At 66.0% G+C, this 23,037-nt stretch carries 24 protein-coding genes; 10 read left to right on the forward strand and 14 right to left on the reverse strand.

Going from position 1 to position 23,037, the window contains the following annotated elements; translation table 11 throughout:
* Positions 1 to 165 precede the first annotated feature (165 nt).
* The 3 genes from VF643_RS02815 to VF643_RS02825 are packed head-to-tail and all read left to right on the forward strand — an operon-like array spanning position 166 to position 4,561.
* The gene (locus VF643_RS02815) at positions 166 to 1,512 is read left to right on the forward strand and encodes a flagellar hook protein FlgE (protein ID WP_331041845.1); all 1,347 of its coding nucleotides are present in this window, start codon (positions 166 to 168) and stop codon (positions 1,510 to 1,512) included.
* 17 nt (positions 1,513 to 1,529) lie between these two features.
* On the forward strand, positions 1,530 to 3,641 hold the full coding sequence (locus VF643_RS02820) for a flagellar hook-associated protein FlgK (protein WP_331041846.1): 2,112 nt from the start codon (positions 1,530 to 1,532) through the stop codon (positions 3,639 to 3,641).
* Positions 3,642 to 3,652: 11 nt separating this feature from the next.
* Positions 3,653 to 4,561: a flagellin gene (locus VF643_RS02825; protein WP_331041847.1), complete on the forward strand. Its 909-nt coding sequence runs from the start codon at positions 3,653 to 3,655 to the stop codon at positions 4,559 to 4,561.
* Here the strand turns inward: VF643_RS02825 and VF643_RS02830 are convergent.
* The gene (locus VF643_RS02830) at positions 4,545 to 6,362 is read right to left on the reverse strand and encodes a hypothetical protein (RefSeq protein WP_331041848.1); all 1,818 of its coding nucleotides are present in this window, start codon (positions 6,360 to 6,362) and stop codon (positions 4,545 to 4,547) included. The two genes, VF643_RS02825 and VF643_RS02830, sit on opposite strands and share 17 nt — an antisense overlap.
* Complete coding sequence (locus VF643_RS02835; RefSeq protein ID WP_331041849.1) at positions 6,359 to 6,556, reverse strand: hypothetical protein; 198 nt, start codon at positions 6,554 to 6,556, stop codon at positions 6,359 to 6,361. The genes VF643_RS02830 and VF643_RS02835 overlap by 4 nt, the downstream gene beginning before the upstream one ends.
* 107 nt (positions 6,557 to 6,663) lie before the next feature.
* Between VF643_RS02835 and VF643_RS02840 the strand changes: the two genes are divergently transcribed.
* Together VF643_RS02840 and VF643_RS02845 are read left to right on the forward strand one after the other, a co-directional pair.
* Entirely contained in the window at positions 6,664 to 7,068 is a 405-nt protein-coding gene (locus tag VF643_RS02840; RefSeq protein WP_331041850.1) for a hypothetical protein, read from the forward strand.
* Between the two features lie 81 nt (positions 7,069 to 7,149).
* The gene (locus tag VF643_RS02845) at positions 7,150 to 9,123 is read left to right on the forward strand and encodes a putative bifunctional diguanylate cyclase/phosphodiesterase (RefSeq protein ID WP_331041851.1); all 1,974 of its coding nucleotides are present in this window, start codon (positions 7,150 to 7,152) and stop codon (positions 9,121 to 9,123) included.
* Between the two features lie 68 nt (positions 9,124 to 9,191).
* Here VF643_RS02845 and VF643_RS02850 read toward each other — a convergent pair whose 3' ends face one another.
* Positions 9,192 to 10,943 (reverse strand): PAS domain S-box protein, encoded by a 1,752-nt coding sequence (locus VF643_RS02850; RefSeq protein WP_331041852.1) that lies wholly within the window; start codon positions 10,941 to 10,943, stop codon positions 9,192 to 9,194.
* Positions 10,944 to 11,122: 179 nt separating this feature from the next.
* On the opposite strand from VF643_RS02850, the gene VF643_RS02855 reads away from it, so the two are divergent.
* On the forward strand, positions 11,123 to 12,058 hold the full coding sequence (locus VF643_RS02855) for a GAF domain-containing protein (RefSeq protein WP_331041853.1): 936 nt from the start codon (positions 11,123 to 11,125) through the stop codon (positions 12,056 to 12,058).
* A gap of 140 nt (positions 12,059 to 12,198) precedes the next feature.
* Here VF643_RS02855 and VF643_RS02860 read toward each other — a convergent pair whose 3' ends face one another.
* The 6 genes from VF643_RS02860 to VF643_RS02885 form a co-directional block, all read right to left on the reverse strand.
* Positions 12,199 to 13,098 (reverse strand): flagellin, encoded by a 900-nt coding sequence (locus tag VF643_RS02860; RefSeq protein WP_331041854.1) that lies wholly within the window; start codon positions 13,096 to 13,098, stop codon positions 12,199 to 12,201.
* Positions 13,099 to 13,374: 276 nt separating this feature from the next.
* Positions 13,375 to 14,262, reverse strand: a complete 888-nt coding sequence (locus VF643_RS02865) for a flagellin (RefSeq protein ID WP_331041855.1) — start codon at positions 14,260 to 14,262, stop codon at positions 13,375 to 13,377.
* 428 nt (positions 14,263 to 14,690) lie between these two features.
* The gene (gene flgH, locus VF643_RS02870) at positions 14,691 to 15,440 is read right to left on the reverse strand and encodes a flagellar basal body L-ring protein FlgH (RefSeq protein WP_331041856.1); all 750 of its coding nucleotides are present in this window, start codon (positions 15,438 to 15,440) and stop codon (positions 14,691 to 14,693) included.
* A 16-nt stretch (positions 15,441 to 15,456) separates the two neighbouring features.
* On the reverse strand, positions 15,457 to 15,834 hold the full coding sequence (gene flgA, locus VF643_RS02875) for a flagellar basal body P-ring formation chaperone FlgA (RefSeq protein WP_331041857.1): 378 nt from the start codon (positions 15,832 to 15,834) through the stop codon (positions 15,457 to 15,459).
* A 62-nt stretch (positions 15,835 to 15,896) separates the two neighbouring features.
* On the reverse strand, positions 15,897 to 16,682 hold the full coding sequence (gene flgG, locus VF643_RS02880; protein WP_331041858.1) for a flagellar basal-body rod protein FlgG: 786 nt from the start codon (positions 16,680 to 16,682) through the stop codon (positions 15,897 to 15,899).
* Between the two features lie 34 nt (positions 16,683 to 16,716).
* Entirely contained in the window at positions 16,717 to 17,460 is a 744-nt protein-coding gene (locus VF643_RS02885) for a flagellar hook-basal body complex protein (protein WP_331041859.1), read from the reverse strand.
* Positions 17,461 to 17,620: 160 nt separating this feature from the next.
* Here VF643_RS02885 and VF643_RS02890 point away from each other — a divergent pair, with 160 nt between their 5' ends.
* From VF643_RS02890 to VF643_RS02905, 4 genes are read left to right on the forward strand one after another with little or no spacing between them, the layout of a single operon-like run.
* On the forward strand, positions 17,621 to 18,187 hold the full coding sequence (locus VF643_RS02890; RefSeq protein ID WP_331041860.1) for a flagellar basal body-associated FliL family protein: 567 nt from the start codon (positions 17,621 to 17,623) through the stop codon (positions 18,185 to 18,187).
* The gene (fliM, locus tag VF643_RS02895) at positions 18,184 to 19,212 is read left to right on the forward strand and encodes a flagellar motor switch protein FliM (RefSeq protein ID WP_331041861.1); all 1,029 of its coding nucleotides are present in this window, start codon (positions 18,184 to 18,186) and stop codon (positions 19,210 to 19,212) included. The genes VF643_RS02890 and fliM overlap by 4 nt, the downstream gene beginning before the upstream one ends.
* Complete coding sequence (locus tag VF643_RS02900) at positions 19,209 to 19,559, forward strand: DUF6468 domain-containing protein (protein WP_331041862.1); 351 nt, start codon at positions 19,209 to 19,211, stop codon at positions 19,557 to 19,559. The genes fliM and VF643_RS02900 overlap by 4 nt, the downstream gene beginning before the upstream one ends.
* A complete protein-coding gene (locus VF643_RS02905; RefSeq protein WP_331041863.1) occupies positions 19,556 to 20,095 on the forward strand; it encodes a hypothetical protein in 540 nt (179 codons plus the stop codon). Before VF643_RS02900 ends, VF643_RS02905 begins: the two co-directional genes overlap by 4 nt.
* Positions 20,096 to 20,207: 112 nt before the next feature.
* On the opposite strand, the gene VF643_RS02910 is transcribed toward VF643_RS02905, so the two are convergent.
* The 5 genes from VF643_RS02910 to VF643_RS02930 are packed head-to-tail and all read right to left on the reverse strand — an operon-like array spanning position 20,208 to position 23,037.
* Positions 20,208 to 20,861 (reverse strand): PilZ domain-containing protein, encoded by a 654-nt coding sequence (locus tag VF643_RS02910; protein ID WP_331041864.1) that lies wholly within the window; start codon positions 20,859 to 20,861, stop codon positions 20,208 to 20,210.
* A gap of 13 nt (positions 20,862 to 20,874) precedes the next feature.
* Positions 20,875 to 21,318: a hypothetical protein gene (locus VF643_RS02915; RefSeq protein ID WP_331041865.1), complete on the reverse strand. Its 444-nt coding sequence runs from the start codon at positions 21,316 to 21,318 to the stop codon at positions 20,875 to 20,877.
* 4 nt (positions 21,319 to 21,322) lie between these two features.
* Positions 21,323 to 22,198 (reverse strand): flagellar motor protein MotB, encoded by an 876-nt coding sequence (locus tag VF643_RS02920; RefSeq protein WP_331041866.1) that lies wholly within the window; start codon positions 22,196 to 22,198, stop codon positions 21,323 to 21,325.
* 3 nt (positions 22,199 to 22,201) lie between these two features.
* Positions 22,202 to 22,522 (reverse strand): hypothetical protein, encoded by a 321-nt coding sequence (locus tag VF643_RS02925; protein WP_331041867.1) that lies wholly within the window; start codon positions 22,520 to 22,522, stop codon positions 22,202 to 22,204.
* Positions 22,522 to 23,037: a chemotaxis protein CheD gene (locus VF643_RS02930; protein ID WP_331041868.1), complete on the reverse strand. Its 516-nt coding sequence runs from the start codon at positions 23,035 to 23,037 to the stop codon at positions 22,522 to 22,524. The genes VF643_RS02925 and VF643_RS02930 overlap by 1 nt, the downstream gene beginning before the upstream one ends.

Here is a 23,037-nt window from a genome sequence, read left to right on the forward strand (position 1 = left end):
GACCCGATCATGATAGGAAGAAGTTGCCGGGTGCGGCGCCCGAACCGGTATTTCTTGCCGCCGATCGCACGCGAACATGCCGCCGGCGCCCGAACCGCCCGCGCACCACCTATAAGGGATCATGCCGGGTCAAGGCCCGCGTCACCTTGGTGGAGACACAAGACCATGAGCCTCTATTCGGCCCTCTTCTCAGGCGTTAGCGGACTTTCCGCCGAATCCACCGCAATGGCTTCGGTTGCGGACAACATCACCAACATCAACACCGTCGGCTACAAGGCGACCGAGACCCAGTTCAGCACGCTGGTCGGCGATGGCCGCGCGGGAGGCCGCTATGTGGCGGGCGGCGTGACCGCGGCGCCCAAGTCGCTGGTCGCGAACCAGGGCTTGCTCCAGACATCGGCAAATCCGACCGATCTGGGCATCGCGGGCCAGGGGTTCTTCGTCACCCGCGCCGGTATCGATGAAGACAGTGCGGTATCGTTGACCCGTGCGGGGTCTTTCGCGCCCGACAAGGAAGGCTTTCTAAAGAACAGCGCCGGGCTGTATCTACAAGGCTGGCGGCTGAACGCGCAGGGCGAATATCTGAATACCGGTAGCGTCGATGCGCTGGAGCCGGTTCGCGTCAGCGACCTGACCGGCACCGCAGCGCCGACGACCAAGGTCGCGATGCGCGCGAATTTCCAGAGCACCTCGCCGACGTATACCGGTGCCTATGCTCCCGGCAACATGGCTACGTATTCCGCCAACCCGACGGCAACAGGTGCCGTGAAGCCGACCTTTACCCGCCCGATGGACATCTTCGACGCACAAGGTGGCAGCCACCGCGTGACGCTGAGCGTGCTCAAGACTGGACCGAACACGTGGCAGGGCGAGCTCTACGCGCAGCCCGCGAGCGACGTGACACAGGCCAACGGTCTGCTGGCGAGCGGCACGATCACGTTCGACGGCAACGGCCGCCTGGCGCTGACGGCCGCCAATCCCACCGCCACGCCCCCCGTCGTTCCGTTTCCTGCCACGATCCAGCCGGGCTGGACCAACGGCGCCAATGCGCAGCCGATCAAGCTCGAATTCGGCACCGCGGGATCGCAGGATGGCTTTTCGCAGTCCGAGGACGATTCCTCGGTTCTCACGTCGTCGATCAACGGCGGGCTGCTCGGCAACGTCGCCTCGATCTCGGTCTCGAAGACGGGCGAAGTCAGTGCGGTGTTCGATGACGGATCGCAGCGCGCCGTATTCCAGCTGCCGATCGCGACGGTGCCCAATCCCAACGGGCTGACACGCTCGACCGGCAACGGCTACACCATCTCCGACCTTTCGGGCGCCTATGCGATCAATGCGCCGGGCTCTCTGGGGGCCGGCGAGATCAGTTCTTACACGCTCGAAGCCTCGACGGCCGACCTGGCGCGCGAGTTCACCAACATGATCCTCTTTCAGCGCGCGTACAGCGCGTCGTCCAAGATCATCACGACGGTGGACGACATGCTCCAGGAGGTCAGCAACCTCAAGCGATGACAAGGGGCGTTTGAACCGTGTCGCTCAGCGATATCCTATCGTCCGCGCTCAGCGGCCTGGGCGCGTCCCAGGCCGGCATGCGCACGGTCTCGAACAATATCGCCAACGTCAACACGCCCGGCTATGCGCGCGAGCGGGTATCGCTGGAGACGGCCGTCACGGCCGGCCGGACGAGCGGCGTCAAGGTGGGCGAACCCAACCGCGTCGCCGACCGGTTTCTGGAAAGCACCGTCTATGCGCGCGCCACCGACGCGGGCCGGGCGGAGGCGACCTCCGACTATCTCGATCGCCTGCAAACCTTGCTTGGAGCGTCTGGCGCAGAGTCGGGATTGCCCGCGCGCCTCGATGCGGTCTCCAGCGCGGCCACCGCGATGGTGGGCACCGCCGGTGGCGGACAGACCGGCGCTGCTTTCGTCGGCGAGGTTGCTGATGCGCTGGAATCGATGCGCCAGCTCGACAAGGACATCGATGGCCTGCGCATCGATGTCGAGGGCGAGGTGGGTTATACCGTGGAGCGCGTCAACACGCTGCTGCGCAACATCTACGACCTCAACGATGCGGTGTCGCGGCTGGACGGGCAGGGCCGCAGTTCGGCCGGTTCGGCCGACCTGCGCGTATCGGCGATCGAGGAACTGAGCGGCCTGATCGGCATAACCGCGCGCGAACAGGCCGACGGGCGGATCAACATCGACACTACGGCGGGGCTGCAACTCGTCGACAAGCGGCTGCGCCAACTGACCTATGCGCCGGAGGGAACCGGCGTCGCGCAGCCCGTATATCCGTCGATCGACGTGCGCTTCGCCGATCCGGACGGAAAGATCGGCGCCGCCACCGGCGAGAAGATTGATTCCGCCGGCGTCAACGGCAAGCTCGGCGGGCTGATCGACTTGCGGGACCGACAGCTGCCCGCGGTCGCCGAGCGGCTTGGGACGTTGTTCGGCGGGTTTGCGCGCGCGCTCAATACGGCTTCCAACAACGGCACTGCGGTGCCCGCCCCGAGCACGCTCGAAGGGCGAGCGACCGCGCTGACCGGGGCCGATCGACTGGGCTTCACGGGCGCTGCGACCTTTGCGGTCACCAAGGCGGACGGCACGCTGGTCGCCAAGACCCGTGTCGATTTCTCGAATCTGGACCTTTTGGCCGGGCCACCGGGCGTCACCGTCGACGATGCGGTGAGCGCGATCAACACGGGCCTGGGGGGCGCCGGAACCGTATCCTTTTCGGCCGGCAAGCTGGTCTTCAGCGCTGCCGCTGCGGGTAATGGTGTCGTGGTCGCGCAGGATGCGACTGCTCCGAGTGACCGTGCCGGAGCGGGCTTCTCGCAGTATTTCGGGCTGAACGATCTGGTGCGCAGCGACAGTTCGACGCTGACCTCCTCGGGCTTCACTACGGCCGATCCGCACCGCTTTGCGGCAGGCGAGGCCGCGGAGATCGCGTTGCGCGACACGAGCGGCAAGATGGTCGCGCGTTACACGCTGAGCGGCGGCACCGGCACCAGCTTCGGCGATCTGAAGACCGCGCTGAACGGCAGCCCGCTGGCCGCTTACGGTGCGTTCGATTTCGACGATAAGGGCCGTTTGCAATTCGAACCGACTGCACTGGCGGCGGGATCGACCTTGTCGATCCTGTCGGACGATACCGATCGCGGCGGCACAGGCCGCAGCTTCTCGGCCATCGTCGGCCTGACCGGCGACGAAAGCGGACTCCAGGCCTCCGAGGTTCGCCGCGACATCAACGCGAGTCCAGCCAAGCTGCCACTCGCATTGTTGCAGGATGTCTTGCCTGGCCAGAAGGCGCTCGGCACCGGCGATCGTCGCAGCGCCACCAACTTCGTCGATTCGCTCACCGATCCCTTCGACCTGGGCAAGGACGGTTTCAATTCGATCAGCCGCTTCGCCAACGTCGTTCTGGGCGACACCGGCACCTCTGCGGCGCGTGCGCAGGTCAAGCTGGCCGAAACGACCGAGCGCCGCGACGACGCGATCGCTCGCCGTGACAATTTTTCCGGCGTCAGCATCGACGAGGAGTTGGCCCAGATGGTCGTGCTCCAGAACAGCTATTCCGCGGCAGCGCGGGTGATGACCAGTGCCAATGCCATGTACGACACCCTGCTCGGCATGCTGGGCTAAAGGAACAACGCATGATCCGCGTCGCCACCATCCCGCTCCAGCGCACGCTGTCGAACTCCATCCAGAAAGCGCAGAAGAAGCTGGGCGAGACCCAGATCCAGCTCGATTCGGGCAAGAGGGTGTCCGACCTGGCGGGGTTGGGCTCCAAAGCGGTTCGGACGCTGTCCACGCGAAGCCTGCTGGCCAGGCAGGAGGCTCAGGTCAGCGCCGCAAACCAACTCGGCACGACCTTGTCGCTCTACGACGCGAACATCACCGCCATCGACAACAACGCCGCCGAACTGCGGGAGAAGTTAGTAAGCGCGCTCGGCACCGGCCAGACCCCAGGGATGCAAGGTGCGATCGAAGGGGCGTTCGACCTTTTTCGCGGCGCGATCAACGGTCGCGACGGCGAAGCGCCGATGTTCGCGGGCGCGCAGACCGATACGCCGCCCTTCAACCTGCTGACGCTGAACGATGCCATCGGCGCGACGCCCGCCACCGCATTCGCCAACGACGGCGTGCGTGCGGCGGCACGCGTCGGCGACGGTGTCGACGTCGTCTATGGCGTCACCGCAAACGAACTCGGCAGCGGCCTGCTTTCCGCGTTCCGTACCCTGGCGGAGGCCGGCCCCTATGGCGCCACCCCGACGGTCGCACAAACCGATGCAATGAGGGCGGCGATCGCCCAGATCGATACCGCGCTGCCCCAAGTCCGCGCGATCAACGCCGAGAACGGCCGCAAGCAAGAGCAGGTCGAACGCCTCGCCGTTCGCGGTGAGGACCGCGCGGTGCTTCTCAAGGACGTGATCTCGCGTAACGAGGATGCCGATTGGGGCCAGATCTCGATCGATCTGGCGCAGCAGAAGACGGTCCTGCAGGCGAGCTATTCGGTCTTCAGCCAGCTTTCCGGCCTCAGCCTGGTCAACTTCCTGCGCTGATCTTGCCGGCCGGACGCTGCATCGCCGCGCTGCCGTTTTCCAGAAGATCGCCGAAGGCACCGGACGGGCTGGCGGATGGCAACGCCGCCATTGCCTTGCCCAGCGCCGTGGGATCGGTCGCGCCGGCATCGCCGGTCAGCAGCGCGAAGGCGGGTGCGGTCGGCAGAGACGCGAACCCCGCGGCATACCGCCCCCGCAGTCGGGCCAGCGCCTCTTCGCGGCCGAGCATTGCCAGCGCGATCGCATGGCGCAGCACGACGGCCTGGCCGATCGGGCTCAGCCGCCCGGGCGCCGGCAGGGCAGGGCCGCCGACCTCCGCCAGATGCGCCCAGTCACGCGCACGCCAATAGATTTCGGCACGCAACGGCCCCGCGTCGGGCACGTCAGACAATGCCGCCAGCGCCTCGCTGGATTTGCCCAGCAAGTCGAGCGCGGCGGCCTCAACGCGGCGGCGATCCGCGCGCATGTCGGCCGGGTAGGGTGTGGCGTCTGTCGATCGGATGACGCGCACCGCGGCGGCCGGCGTTCCCGCCAGGATGCGCAGGCTGGCGATTCGTACCGATAGCGGTCCCTGTTCGACGTCCAGAGCGCGCGCGGCGAGGCGGAACTGGAGGAGGTCCGCGGCGCGTGCGTATAGCCCGGCGTCCATCAGCCGGTTGACCAGCGCTTCGGCCAGCCGGTCACCATCGCTGCCCGCAGGCGCCAGGTCGCGATAGTCCCAGAACAACCCTGCCGCCTGATCGACGGGCATCCGCGACGTCGGTGCAAGCGCGGAAGCCAGCGCGGCCTGGAGCCCGGTGACCAGCTTGGCCGTGCCGTCATCGGCAGGTACGTAGCGGAACAGCGCCGCCCCCGCTGCGAGGTGGCGCGGCGTGTCGTGTGCTTGCTCGGCGAGGCGCAGCGACAGGCGGAGCGCCTGGTGCTCCACCGCGCCGCCGCGCCAGCTGAAGATCAGATGATCGAGCTGCTTGAGCGTCTCCGGATCGGCTCGGCCCTTCGCCGCGATCCGTGTCTCGATCAGCCCGAGCTGCGCGGCGGCGCGTTCCTCGGCGTTGCCGCTCACTGCCGCGCGTGCGAGCCGTAACCGGCCCTCTTGGGGGTTGCCGAGCGCGATCGACGCCTTGCCGCGCAGCAGGTTCGCGGCGGGATCGCCGTCGCGCGCGGCGGCAAGCCATGCGAGCGCTTCCCGGTGCAGCCCGAGCGTCACCGCAGCCGTGCCCACATCGGTGACGAATGCGCGCTGCTGACCGGGATCGCGCCCGCCAAGCGCGGGCCGCGCGCAACGGAACTGAGCCAGCGCGGCGCGCGGCTGATCGCTCGCGACCAGCATCCGCAGCCGCCAGAAGCACGATTCGGGATCGCGCAGCAGCGCCGGATCGCCGAGCGCGGCCAGCGCATCGGCAGCATGACCGATCTGTGCGGCAGCGACGCCGCGCGCCCGCCGCCACGCCGGCACCAGTAGAAGGTCGTCGTCGTCGTCGTGCATGACCTGAAGAACGCCGAGCGCTTCTGCACCGCGCCCCTGCGCGATCAGGCTGCCGGCATAGGACCAGCGGCGATCCTGTCGATCGTCGGGCGACGACGCCATGATCGCTGCCCAGGCCTTTTCCTCGGGAATGCGGTGCCACGCGGCTGGGCCGGAGGCGAACGGGCGCTCGGCCAGCACCGCGGCGAAGCCGGGCGCGATCGGCGCGGGTGCGGTTTGCGCCGGGGCGGGGGGTGTCGCATGATGCTGATCGCCGGCCGGGGGCGTCGCCGCCGCAGCGCCCGCCATGACGATGGTGAGGCCGAAGCGGATCACGCCAGCACCATGGCGTAACCCGCGCCGCCGGCCGCCGCGCCGAGCAGGAACAACAGCGCCAACATCAGCCTGGCCCCGCGCTTCTTCGGCTGCCTATTGTCGAGTACGATCGGCACGGCATCGCCGCGACGGCGCCGGGGCGCCGCGTTCAGCGCGACCAAGCGCGCGCGTGCGGGCTTTTGATCGTGGCTCATCGTTCGTTCACCTTGGTCGTTCATCCGAATTATAGGCGCATCGCCTTATCTGCGGACGACGAGGCGCCCGGAGTTCTGCCCAGCGCCCCTCTATTCATGGAAATTCGATGCCAGCGATCCGCCTGCCTCTGCTTCTCGCCGCCGCGCTCCTCGCCGCGACGCCGGCAGGCACGGCGTCCGCCTCCGAAGGCGGCGGTGGCGCGCTCCACCTGGTCGAGTTCACCGCGCTGGTGGTGCCGATCATCGAGGGCGACCGCATGTCCGGGCGGCTGCGCGTGAAGCTGATGCTCAATGCCGCCGATGCGGCCGCCGCCGAGCGGATCACCCTCGCGCTGCCGGCTCTGCGCGAACGCGGGCTGGCCGCGGTCAGCGAATATGCGCGCCTTTATGCGTCGCCATTCGTGCCGGTCGATGCGGCCCGTCTGGCGGCCGAGATCGGCGATGGGCTGCGTGCCAGCGAGCCGGCGATCGGCAAGGTCTTGCTGGTCGAGGTTGCCGCAACCCCCACCTGACCTGGTCCCGAAGAAGGTCCGCGGCCGATGTGGCCTCGATCGTCCTATAAGGATGGATTGTCGATCCCGATCGTGAGGCCGATGCACCGCCTGAACCTATTGATGCGCTGGTTGAAGTTCGGCGGCACGCCGGGCGACGTCGCAGTCGCGCAATTCCGTGCGGTCAGCCGCCAGGTGCCGTTCCTGTACCTGGTGATGGCGCTGGGCGCCGTGGTGACGGCGGCCATCTATTTCGAAAGCATGCCGTTATACCTGACCCTGGGCGTGGTCGCGGTGGTCGTTCCGTTCTGCCTGGCGCGCGCTATCGTGTGGCTTCGTTGGTCGGACTTGCCCGACATCGCCCCGGAACTCGCCTTGCGTCGCCTGCGCAGCGGCGTTCTTACCGCCGGTCTGCTGGGAGCGATTGAGGGCGCCTGGAAGATAACGCTGGCCTCCTACGGCGATCACCAGATGCTGCCGCTGATAACCGTTTTGCTGGCGACCAGCGAAATCGGCTGCATCTTCTGCCTGATGTACCTGCCGCAGGCCGCCGTTGTCGTCGCGCCGGCCGTGTCCGTTCCCTATATCGTGTTTCTGGCATCCGGTCGCCAATGGCTGCTGACGGGTGCGATGATCGAGGTCGCACTGCTGGCCGCGCTGCTGCTGTGGCTGCTCAACCGCAATTTTCAGACGTTCGTCAGCCTGGTGCGCTCTCGCTCCGCGCTTCAGGAGGGCCGATGCGAAGCCGAGAGGCTGGGGAGCGACAATGCGCGGCTCGCCTATACCGACAGCCTGACGGGCTTGCCCAACCGCCGTTTCTTCTTCGCACAGCTCGATGCGACCGTGGCGAGCCGCACCGAGAGCGCAGAACGATTTGCGGTGGCACTGCTCGATCTCGACCGGTTCAAGCCGATCAACGACAATTACGGCCATTCGGTCGGTGACCGGCTGCTTGCCGAAGTGGGCGCGCGATTGCTGGCGATTTCGGACGATCAGATGGTGATCGCGCGTCTCGGCGGAGACGAGTTCGGTGTCCTGATCCTCGACGGTCAGGCAGATGCCGTGGCGCTGGGCCAGAGCCTGTGCGATCTGGTGTCCCGCCCGGTGCAGGTCGACGACGCGCGGATGGCGGTCGGCTGTTCGTGCGGGATGGCGATATTTCCCGACGCTGGCGGCAGCAGCCGCGAACTGTTCGACCGCTGCGACTATGCGTTATACCACGGCAAATCATCCCAGCGGGGCAGTTGCACGCTGTTTTCGGCCGAGCACGCACTCGACATCCGATCGGGCCAGGTTATCGAGGCGGCATTGCAGACGGCGGATATCGACGTCGAGATGGACCTCCATTTTCAGCCGATCATCGACACCCACGCCATGACCGTGGTCGCAGTGGAGGCACTTGCCCGCTGGAACAGCCCGGTACTCGGCCGAGTACCCCCGGATCGCTTCATTCCTGTCGCCGAAGGGCTGGGAATGGTGGGTCTCCTGACTCGCGCCCTGTTCGGCAAGGCGCTGGAGCATGCCGTCCAGCTGCCCCCCGGAGTGCGCCTGTCGTTCAACCTGTCGGCGCTCGACATCGGCACGCCCGATACGGTGCAGGCGCTGATCGACCTGATCGCGCTCAGTGGGTTCCCGCACAATCGCATCACCCTGGAGATCACCGAGACCGCGGTGATGACGGACTTCGACGTGGCCGTCGCGGCGATCGAGCGTTTGCGTGCGTTGGGCATCGGCGTGGCCCTGGACGATTTCGGCACCGGTTTTTCCAGCCTCACCCATCTGCGCCGCCTGCCGCTGGACTGCGTCAAGGTGGATCGCAGCTTCGTCGCGGCGCTCGACGATCCGTCGGGCCACAAGATCGTCAGCGCGATCGCGGGCCTGTGTCGCAATCTGGGTCTGGCCTATGTCATCGAAGGCATCGAGACGACCGAGCAGTTGCTGCGCGTTCGCCAATTCGGCTACCGGCTGGTGCAGGGATATCTCTTCGCGACGCCGATGCCGATGCCCGAGTGCGTCGCCTGGATCGAGACCTGGACGTCGGACGCCGAGCGCACCGAGCAACGCCGCATCGCGTGAAGCGTAGGCGTGGGTGACGTCGGGCAACGCATAATGGCCGCGGCTCCGGCCGCGGCGCATTCCTGGCTTCAGGCCGCGGCGCGGTGCTCGGGAATCTTGGCGCCGAGTTGAGCGACCTGAGTGTGTCCGTCGTCGATCAACTGGCGGATCTCTGCCACTGCCTCGGCGGACTGAGACGCGAGTACGCCGACCTCGGTCGCGACGACGTTGAAACCGCGCCCCGCCTCGCCCGCGCGGGCCGCTTCCACCGCGGCATTGAACGCGAGCAGGTTGGTGATGCGGGCGACCTTGTCGAGGGTGGAGCACACGGTGCTGACCCGGCCGAGCATTGCCTTCATCGCGCCCGACGTCTCGGCAATCGCCTGCTGTCGCGGGGTGACGTCGACAGCACACATCACGATCTTTTCCGCCTGACCTTCCAGATCGGTCATGACCGTGAACATCGCATCCAGCACGATCGGGGCGCGGTCCTTGGCACCCGGCCATGTGACTTCGCGCCGAACCGGCCGACCGCGTAGCAATTCGGCGATAGATTCGGGTTGCAGCAGCGCCTGAAGTTTCGGCGCCGGACGACTTTCGAGGAAAGCGTTGGAGGCCAGATGCAGCCCCTCCACACCCCATTCGGCAATCGCCATCGACGTGCCGATGGCGTCGAGCTTGGCATTATACTGCAGAGAGGCCAGCTTGGTCGGGGTGATGTTCGCCTGGATAGAGATGAAATTTTCGATCCGTCCGGACGCATCGCGCACGGGATTGATCGCGAGCGAGATCCAATAGGGTTCGCCCGAACTGTTGTAGTTGAGAATTTCGTCGTAGATGGGTTTGCCCGCCGCCAGACGCTCGCGAATGCGTGAAACGGTCGCCTCGTCGGTCCTGGCACCCTGCAGCAGCCGGCCCGGCACCTTCCCGCGCACCTGTTCCATCGTGTACCCCGTCAGACGCTGAAAGCCATCGTTGACGTAGATGATACGCTGGTCGCGGTCGGTGATGACCACCGAATTGTCCGTACCGTCGGCGACCAGCGACAACAGATTGAATTTCTGCTGCTGCTCGACACGTTCGGTGATGACCGTTGCGTATTTCACGACCTTGAACGGGTTGCCGTCCGGATCGAGGATGGGGGTGTACGACGCCTGCAGCCAAATCTCCCGGCGGTTCCGATCGACACGGCAGAATTCCCCGGCCATACATTGTCCGGCCTCCAGCGCCTGCCAGAACTGGCGGTAGGCGGCACCGGTACGTTCCTCGGGACGCACGAAGATGCTGTGATGCTGGCCCACAATCTCGCCCTCGGCATACCCCACCGCTTGGCAGAACAGCGGGTTCGCCGAGATGATATGGCCATCGAGCGTGAACGTGATGACCGCCTGCGTCGTGCCGATCGCGGCGAGTTGCCCGCGATCGTCGGCGCTCTGCATCTTGTTGGCCGTGATGTCGGTGGCGAATTTGATGATCTTGAACGGACGACCTTCGGCGTCGAAGACGGGGTTATAGGCGCCCTGTATCCAGATCTGCTTGCCGCCTTTTGCAAGACGCTTGAACTCGGCGGCGAAGAACTCTCCAGCGCTTAGCCGCTCCCAAAATTGCGCATACTCCAAGCTACTTGCAAGGATAGGATCGACGAAGATGCGGTGATGTCGACCCACCACTTCATCGAGGCGATACCCCATGACCGCCAGAAAGTTGTCGTTCGCATCGAGGATGGTGCCGTCCAGCGCAAATTCGATCACTGCCTGGGAACGCCGAATGGCGGCAAGTTCAGGGGACGCAAGCGGCGCGACCGGCGTGACCGGCGCAGGCTTCTTCTTCCAGACGAACATCCGCATTCCTTCGCATTAAACTGCAGCCGACGGATTCGCTGCCACCCCTCTGCAAATAAAAGCAAATATGAAGCGATCGGTTAACGCGCGGTGCTAGATCGCTCCGAAACCGCATCTATTCCGAGCATCGCCCGCCGCCGGATGGACACCTTTCCAAAATATTTTTATATAGATTGCACATGAGCCGCTACCCTCTGCCACGCGATGAAGCGCAGCGATTGGCAGTGCTTCCCGATTACGAGGTCTGCGGCACAGAAGCCGAAGGTCTGTTCGACGAGATCACCGAATTAGCCGCGGCTCTCTTCGACGCTCCGATCGCGCTGATAACCATCATCGGCGCGGAGGAGCAGTGGATCAAGGCGCGTTATGGCCTGACGATCGCGAGTACGTCGCGAGACGTGTCCTTCTGCACGCATGCCATTGCCGGCGACGATTCGCTGGTGATTGCCGATACCCTGCGAGACCCGCGCTTCCGGGACAATCCGCTGGTGACCGGGGAGCCGCACATCCGCTTCTACGCGGGGGCGCCTGTTCGCAACGTCCACGGTATAGCGGTCGGCGCGCTCTGCATCATCGATCGCGCGCCCCGCGCGGTATTTTCCTCCGTCGATCGCGCGCTACTCGTCAAGCTGGCTGACCATGTCGCGAGAAAATTGGACAGCCGTCGCGCGAACGTGCTTGAGGCGAGAATACATCGCCGGCGGGCAGATCGCGCGCGGACGGCCGCCGGTGCCGCGCTTGGGGCGGAGGGCGCGGGCGTTTGGCTTGCCGGTCTGCGCGACGCGTTATCGAGACTTGGACAGCAACTGGATGGCGAGCGTGCCACGTCGCCGGCGGCCGACATCTTGCTTGCGCTGTTCGTCGCAGGCGAGGAGGGCATCACGCCTTCCATTGCCGAATGCTGTCGCGCCGCGGCGCTGACGGCCAGCACCGGGCTTCGCCACGTCGTGGCTCTGCGAGATACGGGATTGGTCGTGCAGGGGGGCGCATCGTCCGACCGCCGCCGCACGACCGTGGAACTGTCACCGCGCGCGTGGACGGCGATTTCGGACTGGGTGCGGCTTGTCCGCTCGTTGCAGCCCGATGATTACGCGAGCGTGCGCACAGCCCGCTGAACCGATTGCGAGCTATTCCGGATGGTTCCAAACGTGCGAGCGTTACGATGCCGATGCAGAAGAGCCGGAACGGACGGGCATCCATTCCGGCTCGAAGAACCATGCCGTTGCTTGGGGAACGTCCCCCCGGACGCCTGCTCTTACTGGAAGAGCGACGTGATCGTCTGAGGCGCCTGGTTGGCGATCGAGAGGGCCTGCACGCCAAGCTGCTGCTTGACCTGCAACGCCTGCAGCTTTGCCGATTCCTTGGCGAGATCGGCGTCGACGAGATTGCCGATGCCGCTTTCGATCGTGTCCGACAGCTTGCTGGAGAAGGTGAGCTGGTTGTCGATGTTGCGCGATGCCGAACCCAGCGTGCTGAGTTTGGTGCCCAGATCCTTGGAGAGCTTGTCGAGCGTGCTGACCATGGCTGCGGACTTGGCGGCCTTCGTCGTCGGTGTCGTTGCGGCGGGATCGATCAGGTCGGAGTCGGAATACAGCGTCTGGGCGACAGGCGTACCTGGCGCTGGAACGAGATCGAGAGCCTGATTGGCAACGCTCAGCGAATCCGGCACATAAGTTGTTGTCGGCGTCGCACTCTTGTTGCTGAGCGACTGAAGCGCGCTGACATTGCCGCCGCTGGTCTTCAACAGATTGGTTCCGTTGAATTCGGCCGAATTGACGATCGTGCCGATCTGATCGCGCAGCGCCTTGAAGTCGTTGTTGTAGGCAGCGCGGGTCTCGTCCGAGATACCCTCGTCGGCCGATTGCTTTGCGAGCGTCTTCATCTGGTTGACGACGTCGGAGATCTGCTCGGCGCCGGCCACCGCGACGTCGGTCACGCTCTTGGCCCGGTTGAGCGAGGACGTCACTGCTCTCAAGCCACCCAGATCACCGCGCAGGTTCTGGGCGATCGTATAGGACGCCGAGTCGTCCTTCGTGGAGGTGACGTTCAAGCCGCTGTTGATGCGGCTTTGCGTGGTTGCAAGGCCCTTGTTGGTGGCGTTCAGCGCCTGGAGGGCCGCCATTGCGCCGACGTTGGTGTTTACGGACATACCCATGACAATCGTTCCTTCTGCAAGGTGGCGGCTGCTCCAGCGGCGCGGGTCAACCCCGCTCTCGCAGGACGAACCGTCCAAAGGTGCTTGCTACCATCATGGGAAGAAAACGAGGGCCGTGGTCGAACATGGCAAAGATTTTTGGTTATCGCGCTTTTAAGGCCTTCGGGATCGACTTCCCAGGGCCGCTCGTCTGCGAATTGGCTGAGCAACCGCGCTCAAGCGATCAAAAAGAAAAGCCGGGATGGACGTCTGGTCCATCCCGGCTTTTGCCCTGCCTTAACGGAAGAGCGAGGTGATCGTCTGAGGCGCCTGGTTGGCGATCGACAGAGCCTGTACGCCAAGCTGCTGCTTGACCTGCAAGGCCTGAAGTCGCGCCGATTCCTTGGCCAGATCGGCGTCGACGAGATTGCCGATTCCGCTCTCGATCGTGTCCGACAACTTGCTCGAGAAGGTGAGCTGGTTGTCGATGTTTCGCGACGCCGAACCCAGCGTGCTGAGCGAGGTACCGATCTTCTTGCTCAACGAGTCCAGCGTGGTGACCATGGCCTTCGCCTTGGTCCCGTCGGCATCGTCGATGTCATCGCCCGCTGCCGTGCTGAGGACACCTGCTGCCGCCGTCGTGGCGAGCGTGAACCCACCATCCGTACCCTGGTTTGCGACAGTCAGCGAGTCCGGCGTGTACGCCGTTGCTGGTGTCGCATTCGTGTTGGTCAGCGACTGCAATGCGCTGACGGTGCCGCCGCTGGTCTTCAGCAGGTTGGTGCCGTTGAACGACGACGAATCGACGATGGTGCCGATCTGCTTGGTCAGTGCTTTGAAGTCCTCGTTGTAGGCCTTGCGCGTTTCCGAGCTGATGCCGCTGTCCGAGGCCTGCTTGGCGAGCGTCTTCATCTGGTTGACGACGTCGGAGATCTGCTCCGCACCGGCAACCGCCACATCGGTCACGCTCTTCGCCCGGCTGAGCGAGGAGGTCACCGCCTTCAGACCACCCAGGTCACCGCGGAGGTTCTGGGCGATCGTGAAGGCCGCCGAGTCGTCCTTGGTGGAACTGACGTTCATACCGCTGTTGATGCGGTTCTGCGTGGTCGCCAGGCCCTTGCTGGTCGAGTTGAGGGCCTGGAGGGCCGCCATCGCGCCAACATTGGTGTTTACAGACATACCCATGATGAATTTCCTTCTGGAATTTATCGGCTGCTTCTGCTGCCGCAGCGGACCCGCCGCCTTCGGACGGCCCACTGAAACGCGGGCCGCTTTTCATCATGGGAAGGAAATCGCCTGGGTGGGCGTGGGTGCGAAAACTTTGATGGTTAAATAATGGTTTATCAAAACCGCCGGGGCGGAAATATTTTCCGCTTGTGCGTAAAAGGCTCGGCAAGTCTTGCCGGAAGGCTTTGATATTGACTTACGCCGGGGCGGAGCACGAAAACTTTGATGCTCGGATCACGGTTTGCGGAGATCGTTTTCGCCCCTCCCCTTCAGGGGAGGGGTTGGGGTGGGGCGCTTCCGCCGGCGTATGGCTCGCGGAGAGGCCCCACCCCCGGCCCCTCCCCTGAAGGGGAGGGGAGGGATCAGCATTGCGCCGACCCGTCCCCTCAGAACGGAAACAGCGCGTCGTAGATCTGCTGGCCCCAGCGGGCCTGCTGGGCCTGGGTCAGCTGGCCGCGACCGCCGTAGCTGATGCGCGCCTCCGCGATCTGTGTGTGGCGGACCGAATTGTCGCGCGCGATGTCCTGAGGACGCACGATGCCGCTGACGATCAACTCGCGCAGTTCGTAATTGACCCGGATTTCCTGGCGGCCGCGGATCAGCAGGTTGCCGTTGGGCAGGACGTCGGTGACGATGGCGGACATCGTCATGTTGATCGTCTCGCTGCGGCTGATCGAGCCGGTGCCGGTGTAATCCGAATTGGAATTGCCCGCGACCAGCTTGGACGGATCGCTGCCGGGCAGCTTGGTTTCCAGGCCCAGCAGCGAGGAGATCCCGGCGCTTTCCGAACCGCCGCGGGTGCGGGCCGAGCTGTTGCCCAGGTCGGCCTTGTCCGCGACGTTGATCTTGACGGTCAGGATGTCGCCGGTGCGCGCGGCGCGCTGATCGCCCAGGAACGCACCCGCGCCGGCGCGAAAGAGCGACGCGCTCGGCGGCTGCGCGGCGTCGGCGGTCCGCGCCTGGCGGCGTTGGGTAGGCCCCGCGCTGCCCAGCGATTCCTCGATCGCGGGCGCATCGGTGGCGTCCGCGGCGCTAAGCGCGGGCGTCTTGCCGACGGCTTTCAACCGACCGACGGTGCCGCAGCTCGCCAGCGAGGATGCCGCAGCGGCCAGGAGGAGGATACGATAGGGGATCATGCCATTGGTTCCAGGATCAATGCGCGGCGATGCGGACGCGGCCGGAGCCTTCGACGACGCCATCGAGGGTGCGATTGGTGGAGGCGGTGACGACGCGGACGAGGTCGCCCATGCCGCCGGCGGACAGCGCCCGCCCGCCGGTGGCGATCGACAGGCCGCCGCTGCGCAGGGTGACGGTCACGGGTTCGCCGCGCCGCACGAGACGCGGTGCGACGACGTCGCCGGCGCGCACCACCGCGCCCGCAGGCAGGGTGCGGACGAGTTCGCGTCCGGCGGCCGCATCGGCGCCCAGCGCGCCGGCGGCCATGCCCGGAACACGTGGTTGCGCCTCGAAATCCGCGGCAGACAGGATCGTGCCGCGTTCGGCCATATGCGCCAGGACCGGCACAGCCACCGGTTCTCCCGCGACCGCCGGAGCGGCCGCAAACAGCGCGGCGAGGGCGAGAAGTGGGCGCATCACCGCAACTGACTCGACGTGGCGAGCATCTCGTCGGCGGTCTTCACGACGCGGCTGTTCATCTCGTACGCGCGCTGTGCGGTGATGAGCGCGGTGATTTCGGACACCGGATTGACGTTCGACGCCTCGACGAAGCCCTGCATCATCGTGCCGAGCCCCGGATCGCCCGGTGCCCCGATCGTCGCGGCGCCGGAGGCGGAGGTCTCCAGGAACAGGTTGCCGCCCTGCGCCTCTAGTCCCGCCTCGTTGACGAAAGTCGCGAGCTGAAGCTGGCCGACGGTCTGCATCTCGACCTGCCCTGCGGTTTTCACCTGCACCTGGCCGGTCTTGCTGATCGCCACGTCAACCGCATCGGGCGGAATGGTGATGCCCGGCTGGACGGAATGGCCGTCGGAGGTGACCAGTTCGCCCTGATCCGAGAGCTGGAACGATCCGTCGCGGGTATAAGCGGTCTCGCCCGAGGGCAGGGTGACCTGGAAATAGCCGCGGCCATCCACGGCCAGGTCGTACCGGTTGCCGGTCGACTGGGGCGCGCCCTGTTCGGTGATGCGGTAGACGCCGCCGGTCTTCACGCCGGCGCCGATCTGGATGCCGGTTGGCACCTTGGCCTGGTCGCCACCCGCCGACGTGCCGGCCCGTGTCTCCTGCTGATAGAGGAGATCCTGGAACGCCGCGCGCTGACGCTTGAAGCCGGTGGTGTTCATGTTGGCGATGTTGTTGGAGATGACGTCGACATTGGTCTGTTGGGCCAGCATGCCTGTGCTGGCGATCGAAAGAGTCCGCATGGAACCAGTCCTTTCCTTAAACGAATGAAGTTGCTCAGCCCATCTTGCCGAGGCGGTCGAGTGAACGGCGGCGCAGGTCGTCGATATCCTGCGCCATCTTCATGCTGCTCTGGTAAGCTCGCAGTATCTCGACCATTTGGGTGGTCTCGACGATGGGATCGACGTTCGATCCCTCTATCCCACCCGTCTTGATCCTGGTTTCGGCGGCGCCGAGTTCGCGCCCGCCGGTCCCGTTCATCATGCCGTCGCCGCGCGGGGTGACCATGCGCTCGTCATCGAAGACGGTGACCGCGATGCGGCCGAATACGTTTTCGCCCGATTGCACGGTGCCGTCCTTGCCGATCGTCAGATTGGCCATCTGATCGACGGGAACCGCGATCGGCGCACCGCCTTCTCCCAGGATGCGCTGCCCGCCGGCGGTAGTCAGTTCGCCTGCCTCGTTGGTGCGCACGAAGCCTGCACGCGTGAAGCCGGTGCCGCCCCCCGGCGCCTCGACCGAGATGTAGCCCGGACCGTCGATCATGAAATCCATCGCGTTGCCCGTCGCCTGGAACGCGCCCGCGGACGCGTCGTGCATCGCGCCGTAATCGAGCACGAACGACGTGTTGCGCGTCAGATCGGGAGTCGCCTCCGTCGCGCGTTCCACATATTCGCGGAAGATCGGGCGTTCGCGCTTGAACCCGGCGGTGCTCATGTTGGCCATGTTGTTGGCCGCTACGTCCAGCTTGCGGCGCAGCGCCTGCTCCTGGCTCAGCAATACGTAGGAGGAGATATCCATCGCTTTTCGACCCTGACCATTTTTTCCGCTTGCTTGCCGCCGCTAGGCAAATTCTGCCTGGCTACCGTCCTATAATAGGCGGGTAGGGCAGGGGCCGGTTCACGCTCCCGCCGGAAAAACGCAGCTGCCGCACCGCAGCTGCCCACAAGGGGATCGAACGGTGTCGAGCCAAGACGAGAGCGACGCGGAAGAGGGCAAGACCCCCGCGCCCAAGGCCAAGCCGAAGCGCAAGAAGCTGATCCTGATCGGCGCGGGCGCAGCGGTGCTGCTGCTCGGCGGCGGCGGTGGCGCCTATATGATGATGGGCGGCGAACCGGCCAAGGCCGCCGAACACGGCGAGGCCAAGGAAGAAGAGCATGCCGCGGAGGAAGAGCCGGCAGCAGAAGAGGGCAAGGGCGGGGAGGGCGGCGATGCGGCCGCCGATCACGCCCCGCTCGACGTGCCGCCGCTGCTCGTCAATCTGCGCTCGCCCGACGGCGCGCCGCACTTCCTCAAGGTGCGCTTCATGCTGGTGCCCGGCCCGAAGTCCGACCTCATCCGGCTGAAGAACGATCTGCCGGTGCTGCTCGATTCCTACCAGCCGTTCCTGCGCGAGCTTCGGCCCGAGGATCTGTCGGGATCGGCGGCAGTGTTCCGCATCAAGGAGGAATTGCTGCTTCGCGCCCGCTACGCCATCGGCGAAGGCAAGGTGAAGGACGTTCTCATCCAGGATCTGGTTCAGCAATGAGCGAAGAATTCGAATATCTCGACGATTTCGACCTGCCCGAGCCGCCCGCGGCGCCCGGTGGCGGCATGGGCGGGGCGCTCGACCAGGCGGGGATCGACGCGCTGTTCGGCGATATCGGCGGACCGGCGAAGTCGCGCAGCGGCCTGCGCGCGGTCGTCGAATCCGACGTCATCAGCTACGAACGCCTGCCGATGCTGGAGGTGGTGTTCGACCGCATGGTGCGTGTGTTCGCGACCTCAATGCGCAACCTCACGTCCGATGCCATCGACGTCAGCATCGAGGAAGTAAGTTCGATCCGCTTCGGCGATTTCATCAGCCGGGTATCCCTGCCCGCGATGCTGGGGGTGTTCACGGTCGAGGAGTGGCGCAACTACGGCCTCGTCACAGTCGAATCGAGCCTGATCTATTCGGTCGTCGATGCGTTGCTCGGCGGCCGCCACGTCGGGCCGCGTCCGATGATCGACGGTCGTGCTTTCACCGGCATCGAAGTCAGCCTGGTCAGCCGCATGTTCGATCTCATCATGACCGATCTCTCCACCTCGATGCAGCCGATCACTTCGGCTACGATGAAACTGGAGCGCATCGAGACGAGTCCGCGCTTCGCGTCGATCGCCGGCCCGACCAATATCTGTGCGGTCGCGACCTTGCGGGTCGACATGGACGGGCGCGGCGGCTGTTTCAGCGTGTTGCTGCCCTATGCCACGATCGAGCCGGTGCGCTATCTGCTGGGTCAGCGGTTCATGGGCGAGAAGCAGGGACCGGAAAACCTCTGGGGCGCGCACATAGCAGCCGAGCTGCGCCGCACCGAGGTGTCGGTCGACGTCGTACTGGGGGATACCCAGATGACCCTCGGCGAGGTGCGCGGCTTTGCGGTCGGGCAGACGATCCCCCTTCACAAGCGCCCCGAAGAAGCGCTCGACCTGCGCGTCGGCGGCGTGCAACTGGGGCAGGCGCAGATCGGGCAGCGCCGCAATCATGTCGCGGTGAGGCTGTCCAACGACATCGCCGGAAGGGCCGCATCATGAGCTTCGCGACGCTCGCCAACATCGCCACGGCAATTCTGTGCGCCGCGGTGCTCGTCCAGAGCGTGCGGATGATGCGGTCGCTGAAGGCCGTGCGCGGCGATGCGATCGGTGAGATCATCAAGGCGCTCGACCATTCGACCACCCAGGCGCGCGGCGTCTTGGTCGAGCTGAAGGCGGCGCTGGGCGATTGCACGCGCCAGTCGGGCACGCTGGCCGAAGCCAAGGCGATTGCCGACGAACTTACGGTCATGGTCGGCATCGCCAATGCGTCCGCCGATCGGATGGCCGACGCCGCAAACGCCGCACGCCGTATGCATGCCGAGGGCCGGTCAGGGGAGCGGGCATGATCGGGCGTCCCTCCCTGCTGCTGTTGACCGCCGTGTCCGCGGCCGTGGCGACGATCGGCAACGCCGTCGGCCTGGCCGCGTCGCCGCGCGAACCGCAGGCACGCAGCCGGCTGGGCGTCGCGATTGCCGACGACGTGAGCGCGCGCAACCGGGCCGCCACGCAGCGCGGTCGTACCCTCGATCTGCGCGAACAGGCGGTCCGCGCCGCCGAACGGCGGCTGAAGACCGGCGTCGAGCAACGCCAGCAGCCGGCGAATGCTGCCGAACCAGGGCAGCCCGCCGCACCGGGCGCGGCGCCGGCGAGCGATCAATATGACGACCTTGCGCGCATCTATCAGGCGATGAAGCCTGCCGCGGCGGCGCTGGTGCTGGAACGGCTCGACATCGACGTGCAGATGCGCGTCGCCCAGAAGATGCGTGAACGCTCGACCGCGATGCTGCTGGCCGCAATGACGCCCAAGGGCGCCGCGGCGCTGACCATGGCCCTTGCGCAGCGCAACGTGCCGCGCGCGGCGGCGGTGGAAAAGCTGCGATAGCGGGGGAGGCAGCGGGGGCATTTGCCCTCGCTCGATACTCCCGCCAAGCGTTCCTGAGCGACGGCGGAGACGGAGGCGTTATCCTGCTTGTGAAGGCGCGCGCATCATTTCGTCATGCCCTGCGGCGGTTCTCCGGGAAGCGCGTGTCGTAATCGCACTGCCAGGCCGCCACTTCGGCAAAGGACAGCATTTCGCGGAAGGCGAAGCCGGCCTCGCCTTCGCGCGTCCAGCGCAGGGTGGCGTGGCGGGCGGGCAGCCCTGAAATGGTGATCTTCACCTCTGTGCCGACCGGTGGTGGATTGGACATCGCCAGGCGGCAACCGGACTGTGACAGGTCGCACAGCAGCGGCGCGGACGTGTGGCCCAGGTGCCAGAGCAGTACCGAGCAGGTTGCCGTCAGGCGCGGCGCGCGCGGCTGACGATCGGTCAGCGCCGGCGGCGCGTGAAGCAGGTCCGGAACATCGACCGGCTGGGCAAATTCCACCCCCAGCCGCGGCGGGCGTGTCCAGCGTACCGTCGCCTCGACGACGTTCATGTTGCGCAGTTCGACCCGGATGCTCTCGCCCACCGTGATCGGCACGTCGCATTCGATCATCATCCCGCCCGGCGAGATGTTGCGGACGCGGCAGACGTGGTCGCCCCGTGCCGTGACCAGCCGACCGACCATAAGGATGGTGGTCAGCCGGGCGGCGCGATCGGCCCAATGCTCCTGCATCGCCGCCTCATTGCCCGGCGGCACGTCCTCGACGGGATTGTCCGGCATCATCGATCCTCTTGGGTCATGCGGGTTCGGCGCGGGTGATGGCGACGCGGCGGACGATGCCCGGGCCGAACGCGTCGGGTGCCGCGGCCATCACGACCTTGCGCAGGCCGGCGATGTCGGGAAGCATCCCGTCCGGCCCAGCGGCCAGCGGCGTGCGATAGGTGCGCATGTTGATGGCGTGAAGAAGCAACGGCAGCTTGGCCGTCACGTCGGGCGCCTTTTCCGTCGCGACCTGCAGATCGACGTCGAAGGAGACATAGCCCGACAGGCGCCCGTCGGCGAGCACGAGCGGCGCCATCACCTTGGCGACGCTCACGAAGCTGGTTTCGACGGGCGCGGGCGCGGCGTGCGCGTCTGCTGCGGCGGGGGGGCCTAGAATGGAAAGCGTGGCATAGGCGCCGCCCCCGCCGATCGCGGCCCCTGCAAGAAGCATGATGAGGGGCATGAGGATCTTCTTCATGCCGCTAGAACCGGAAGCTGGCGTCGGTGGGAAGCGCCGGTGCAGCACCGGTCGCGACGATAGTGATGCGGCGGTTCTCCGGCCGGTCGGGCTGATCGGGATAGACAGGCCGAGTGTCGGCCATCGCGACGATTTCGGAGAAGCGGCCCGGTGCCATGCCGGCGGCGATCATGGCCGCGCGCGCCGCGATCGCGCGTTCGCTCGACAGGCGCCAATTGGCGTCGCCGGTGCCGCGGCCATCGCCGTCGGTGTGGCCTTCGATCGCGATCAAAGCGTCGGATTTGGCGAGCTTGTTGGCGACCCGCGCCAGCATCTCGCGCGCGAACGGGTTCAGCTGGGCGGTGCCGCCGCTGAACATCGAGCGTGCAGCGGTGTCCATCAGGCTGATGCGCAGCCCTTCGCGGCTCTCCTCGACCCGCATCGCGCGACTGCCGTTTTCATCGGGCGGCAGGCTGTCGATGGCGACGCGCATTTCCTGCGCCAGAACGCGCAGCGAGGCATCGGGAACGTCGGCGGTGCCGCCGCGCGCGGTGCCCGCACTCGCCGCGATCGTGCTCGGCTGGCCGGTGGGCGTAGAGGCTGCGGTCGATTGCGCACGTCGGCCGTGGCCGCCTGCGCCCGGCATGCCGCTGACGCCCGCGGCGGACGACGCCTGATCGTTGGTTTGCGAAAGCCCCAGCGAAGACGGCGAGAAATATTCGGCAAGGCCCTTCAGCCGCTGCTTGTCGGGGTTGCTGATGAGCCAGAGCAGCATGAAGAAGGCCATCATCGCAGTGACGAAATCGGCATAGGCGACCTTCCACGCGCCGCCGTGATGGCCACCGGCGATCTTCTTGATCTTGCGGACGACGATGATCGGGCGGGTGTTTGCAGCGGCCATCGCTCAGGCAGCCTTGGCCAAAGCGGCGCCGAGTCGATCCTGGATCGCGGTGAGCCGTACGCGCGCAACCGCGGCATGGGGATCGGCCCCCTGCGCTAGCCGGTCCAATACGCTGGCATTCTCGTCGGCATATTGCACGAGGAGGTCGAACGACTGGAGCTGATCGATGTGGTGCAGTGCGAAATGCTCATCGCCCACCAGCACTTCGGCGAGTTGATTGAGCAGCGCAGCGATATGGCGCAGTTCGACGGCGATCGCGGCCTGCAGACACGCGGAGGACGGATCGGTCTGGAGCATGTGCGGGCCTGCCATGTTCAAGGACATCAGAAGAGCTCCAGGTCACCGCCATCGACCGGCGCGGGCGCCTTTACGATGGGAACGGGATCGACCACGAAGGTCGATCGCGCCTTGCCCTCATAGGCCAGGAATTCGACCTTGCGTGCGCGGGTGCCGCCGACGTCGGTATGTCCGACGGCGATGCCCTCGGTCGCGATGAAGCGGCGGGCGAATTCCGCGTTGTCGGTGCCGATCGCGCCCAGGCCGGCAATGATGGATGCACCGCCATAGATGTGTGCGCGCAGCCGCGGCCGTGCCGCGCCCTTCTGCATCATCGCGTTGATGAGCAATTCCATGGCGTGCACGCCGTAACGCTGCATGTCGTGCGTGCTCACCTGCTGCCCCTTGTCAGGCTGACCGAGCAGGAAATGGTTCATGCCGCCGACCCGCGCCACCTGGTCGTAAAGGCAGACCGCGATGCAGCTGCCGAGCAGCGTCGTGATGACGGTGTCCGGCACCGCAACCGCGAGCTGCTCGCCCTGGATGATGGCCATGCGGCGCAT

Origin of the sequence: Sphingomonas sp. (assembly GCF_036387595.1) — a bacterium.
In the GTDB taxonomy this organism is placed as follows: domain Bacteria; phylum Pseudomonadota; class Alphaproteobacteria; order Sphingomonadales; family Sphingomonadaceae; genus Sphingomonas.

Coding starts and splice junctions, on each gene's coding strand:
- VF643_RS02815 (WP_331041845.1), top strand. CDS start 166: ATGAGCCTCTATTCGGCCCTCTTCTCAGGCGTTAGCGGACTTTCCGCC.
- VF643_RS02825 (WP_331041847.1), top strand. CDS start 3,653: ATGATCCGCGTCGCCACCATCCCGCTCCAGCGCACGCTGTCGAACTCC.
- VF643_RS02835 (WP_331041849.1), bottom strand. CDS start 6,556: ATGAGCCACGATCAAAAGCCCGCACGCGCGCGCTTGGTCGCGCTGAAC.
- VF643_RS02840 (WP_331041850.1), top strand. CDS start 6,664: ATGCCAGCGATCCGCCTGCCTCTGCTTCTCGCCGCCGCGCTCCTCGCC.
- VF643_RS02845 (WP_331041851.1), top strand. CDS start 7,150: ATGCACCGCCTGAACCTATTGATGCGCTGGTTGAAGTTCGGCGGCACG.
- VF643_RS02850 (WP_331041852.1), bottom strand. CDS start 10,943: ATGTTCGTCTGGAAGAAGAAGCCTGCGCCGGTCACGCCGGTCGCGCCG.
- VF643_RS02855 (WP_331041853.1), top strand. CDS start 11,123: ATGAGCCGCTACCCTCTGCCACGCGATGAAGCGCAGCGATTGGCAGTG.
- VF643_RS02860 (WP_331041854.1), bottom strand. CDS start 13,098: ATGGGTATGTCCGTAAACACCAACGTCGGCGCAATGGCGGCCCTCCAG.
- VF643_RS02865 (WP_331041855.1), bottom strand. CDS start 14,262: ATGGGTATGTCTGTAAACACCAATGTTGGCGCGATGGCGGCCCTCCAG.
- flgH (WP_331041856.1), bottom strand. CDS start 15,440: ATGATCCCCTATCGTATCCTCCTCCTGGCCGCTGCGGCATCCTCGCTG.
- flgG (WP_331041858.1), bottom strand. CDS start 16,682: ATGCGGACTCTTTCGATCGCCAGCACAGGCATGCTGGCCCAACAGACC.
- VF643_RS02885 (WP_331041859.1), bottom strand. CDS start 17,460: ATGGATATCTCCTCCTACGTATTGCTGAGCCAGGAGCAGGCGCTGCGC.
- fliM (WP_331041861.1), top strand. CDS start 18,184: ATGAGCGAAGAATTCGAATATCTCGACGATTTCGACCTGCCCGAGCCG.
- VF643_RS02900 (WP_331041862.1), top strand. CDS start 19,209: ATGAGCTTCGCGACGCTCGCCAACATCGCCACGGCAATTCTGTGCGCC.
- VF643_RS02905 (WP_331041863.1), top strand. CDS start 19,556: ATGATCGGGCGTCCCTCCCTGCTGCTGTTGACCGCCGTGTCCGCGGCC.
- VF643_RS02910 (WP_331041864.1), bottom strand. CDS start 20,861: ATGATGCCGGACAATCCCGTCGAGGACGTGCCGCCGGGCAATGAGGCG.
- VF643_RS02915 (WP_331041865.1), bottom strand. CDS start 21,318: ATGAAGAAGATCCTCATGCCCCTCATCATGCTTCTTGCAGGGGCCGCG.
- VF643_RS02920 (WP_331041866.1), bottom strand. CDS start 22,198: ATGGCCGCTGCAAACACCCGCCCGATCATCGTCGTCCGCAAGATCAAG.
- VF643_RS02925 (WP_331041867.1), bottom strand. CDS start 22,522: ATGTCCTTGAACATGGCAGGCCCGCACATGCTCCAGACCGATCCGTCC.
- VF643_RS02930 (WP_331041868.1), bottom strand. CDS start 23,037: ATGCGCCGCATGGCCATCATCCAGGGCGAGCAGCTCGCGGTTGCGGTG.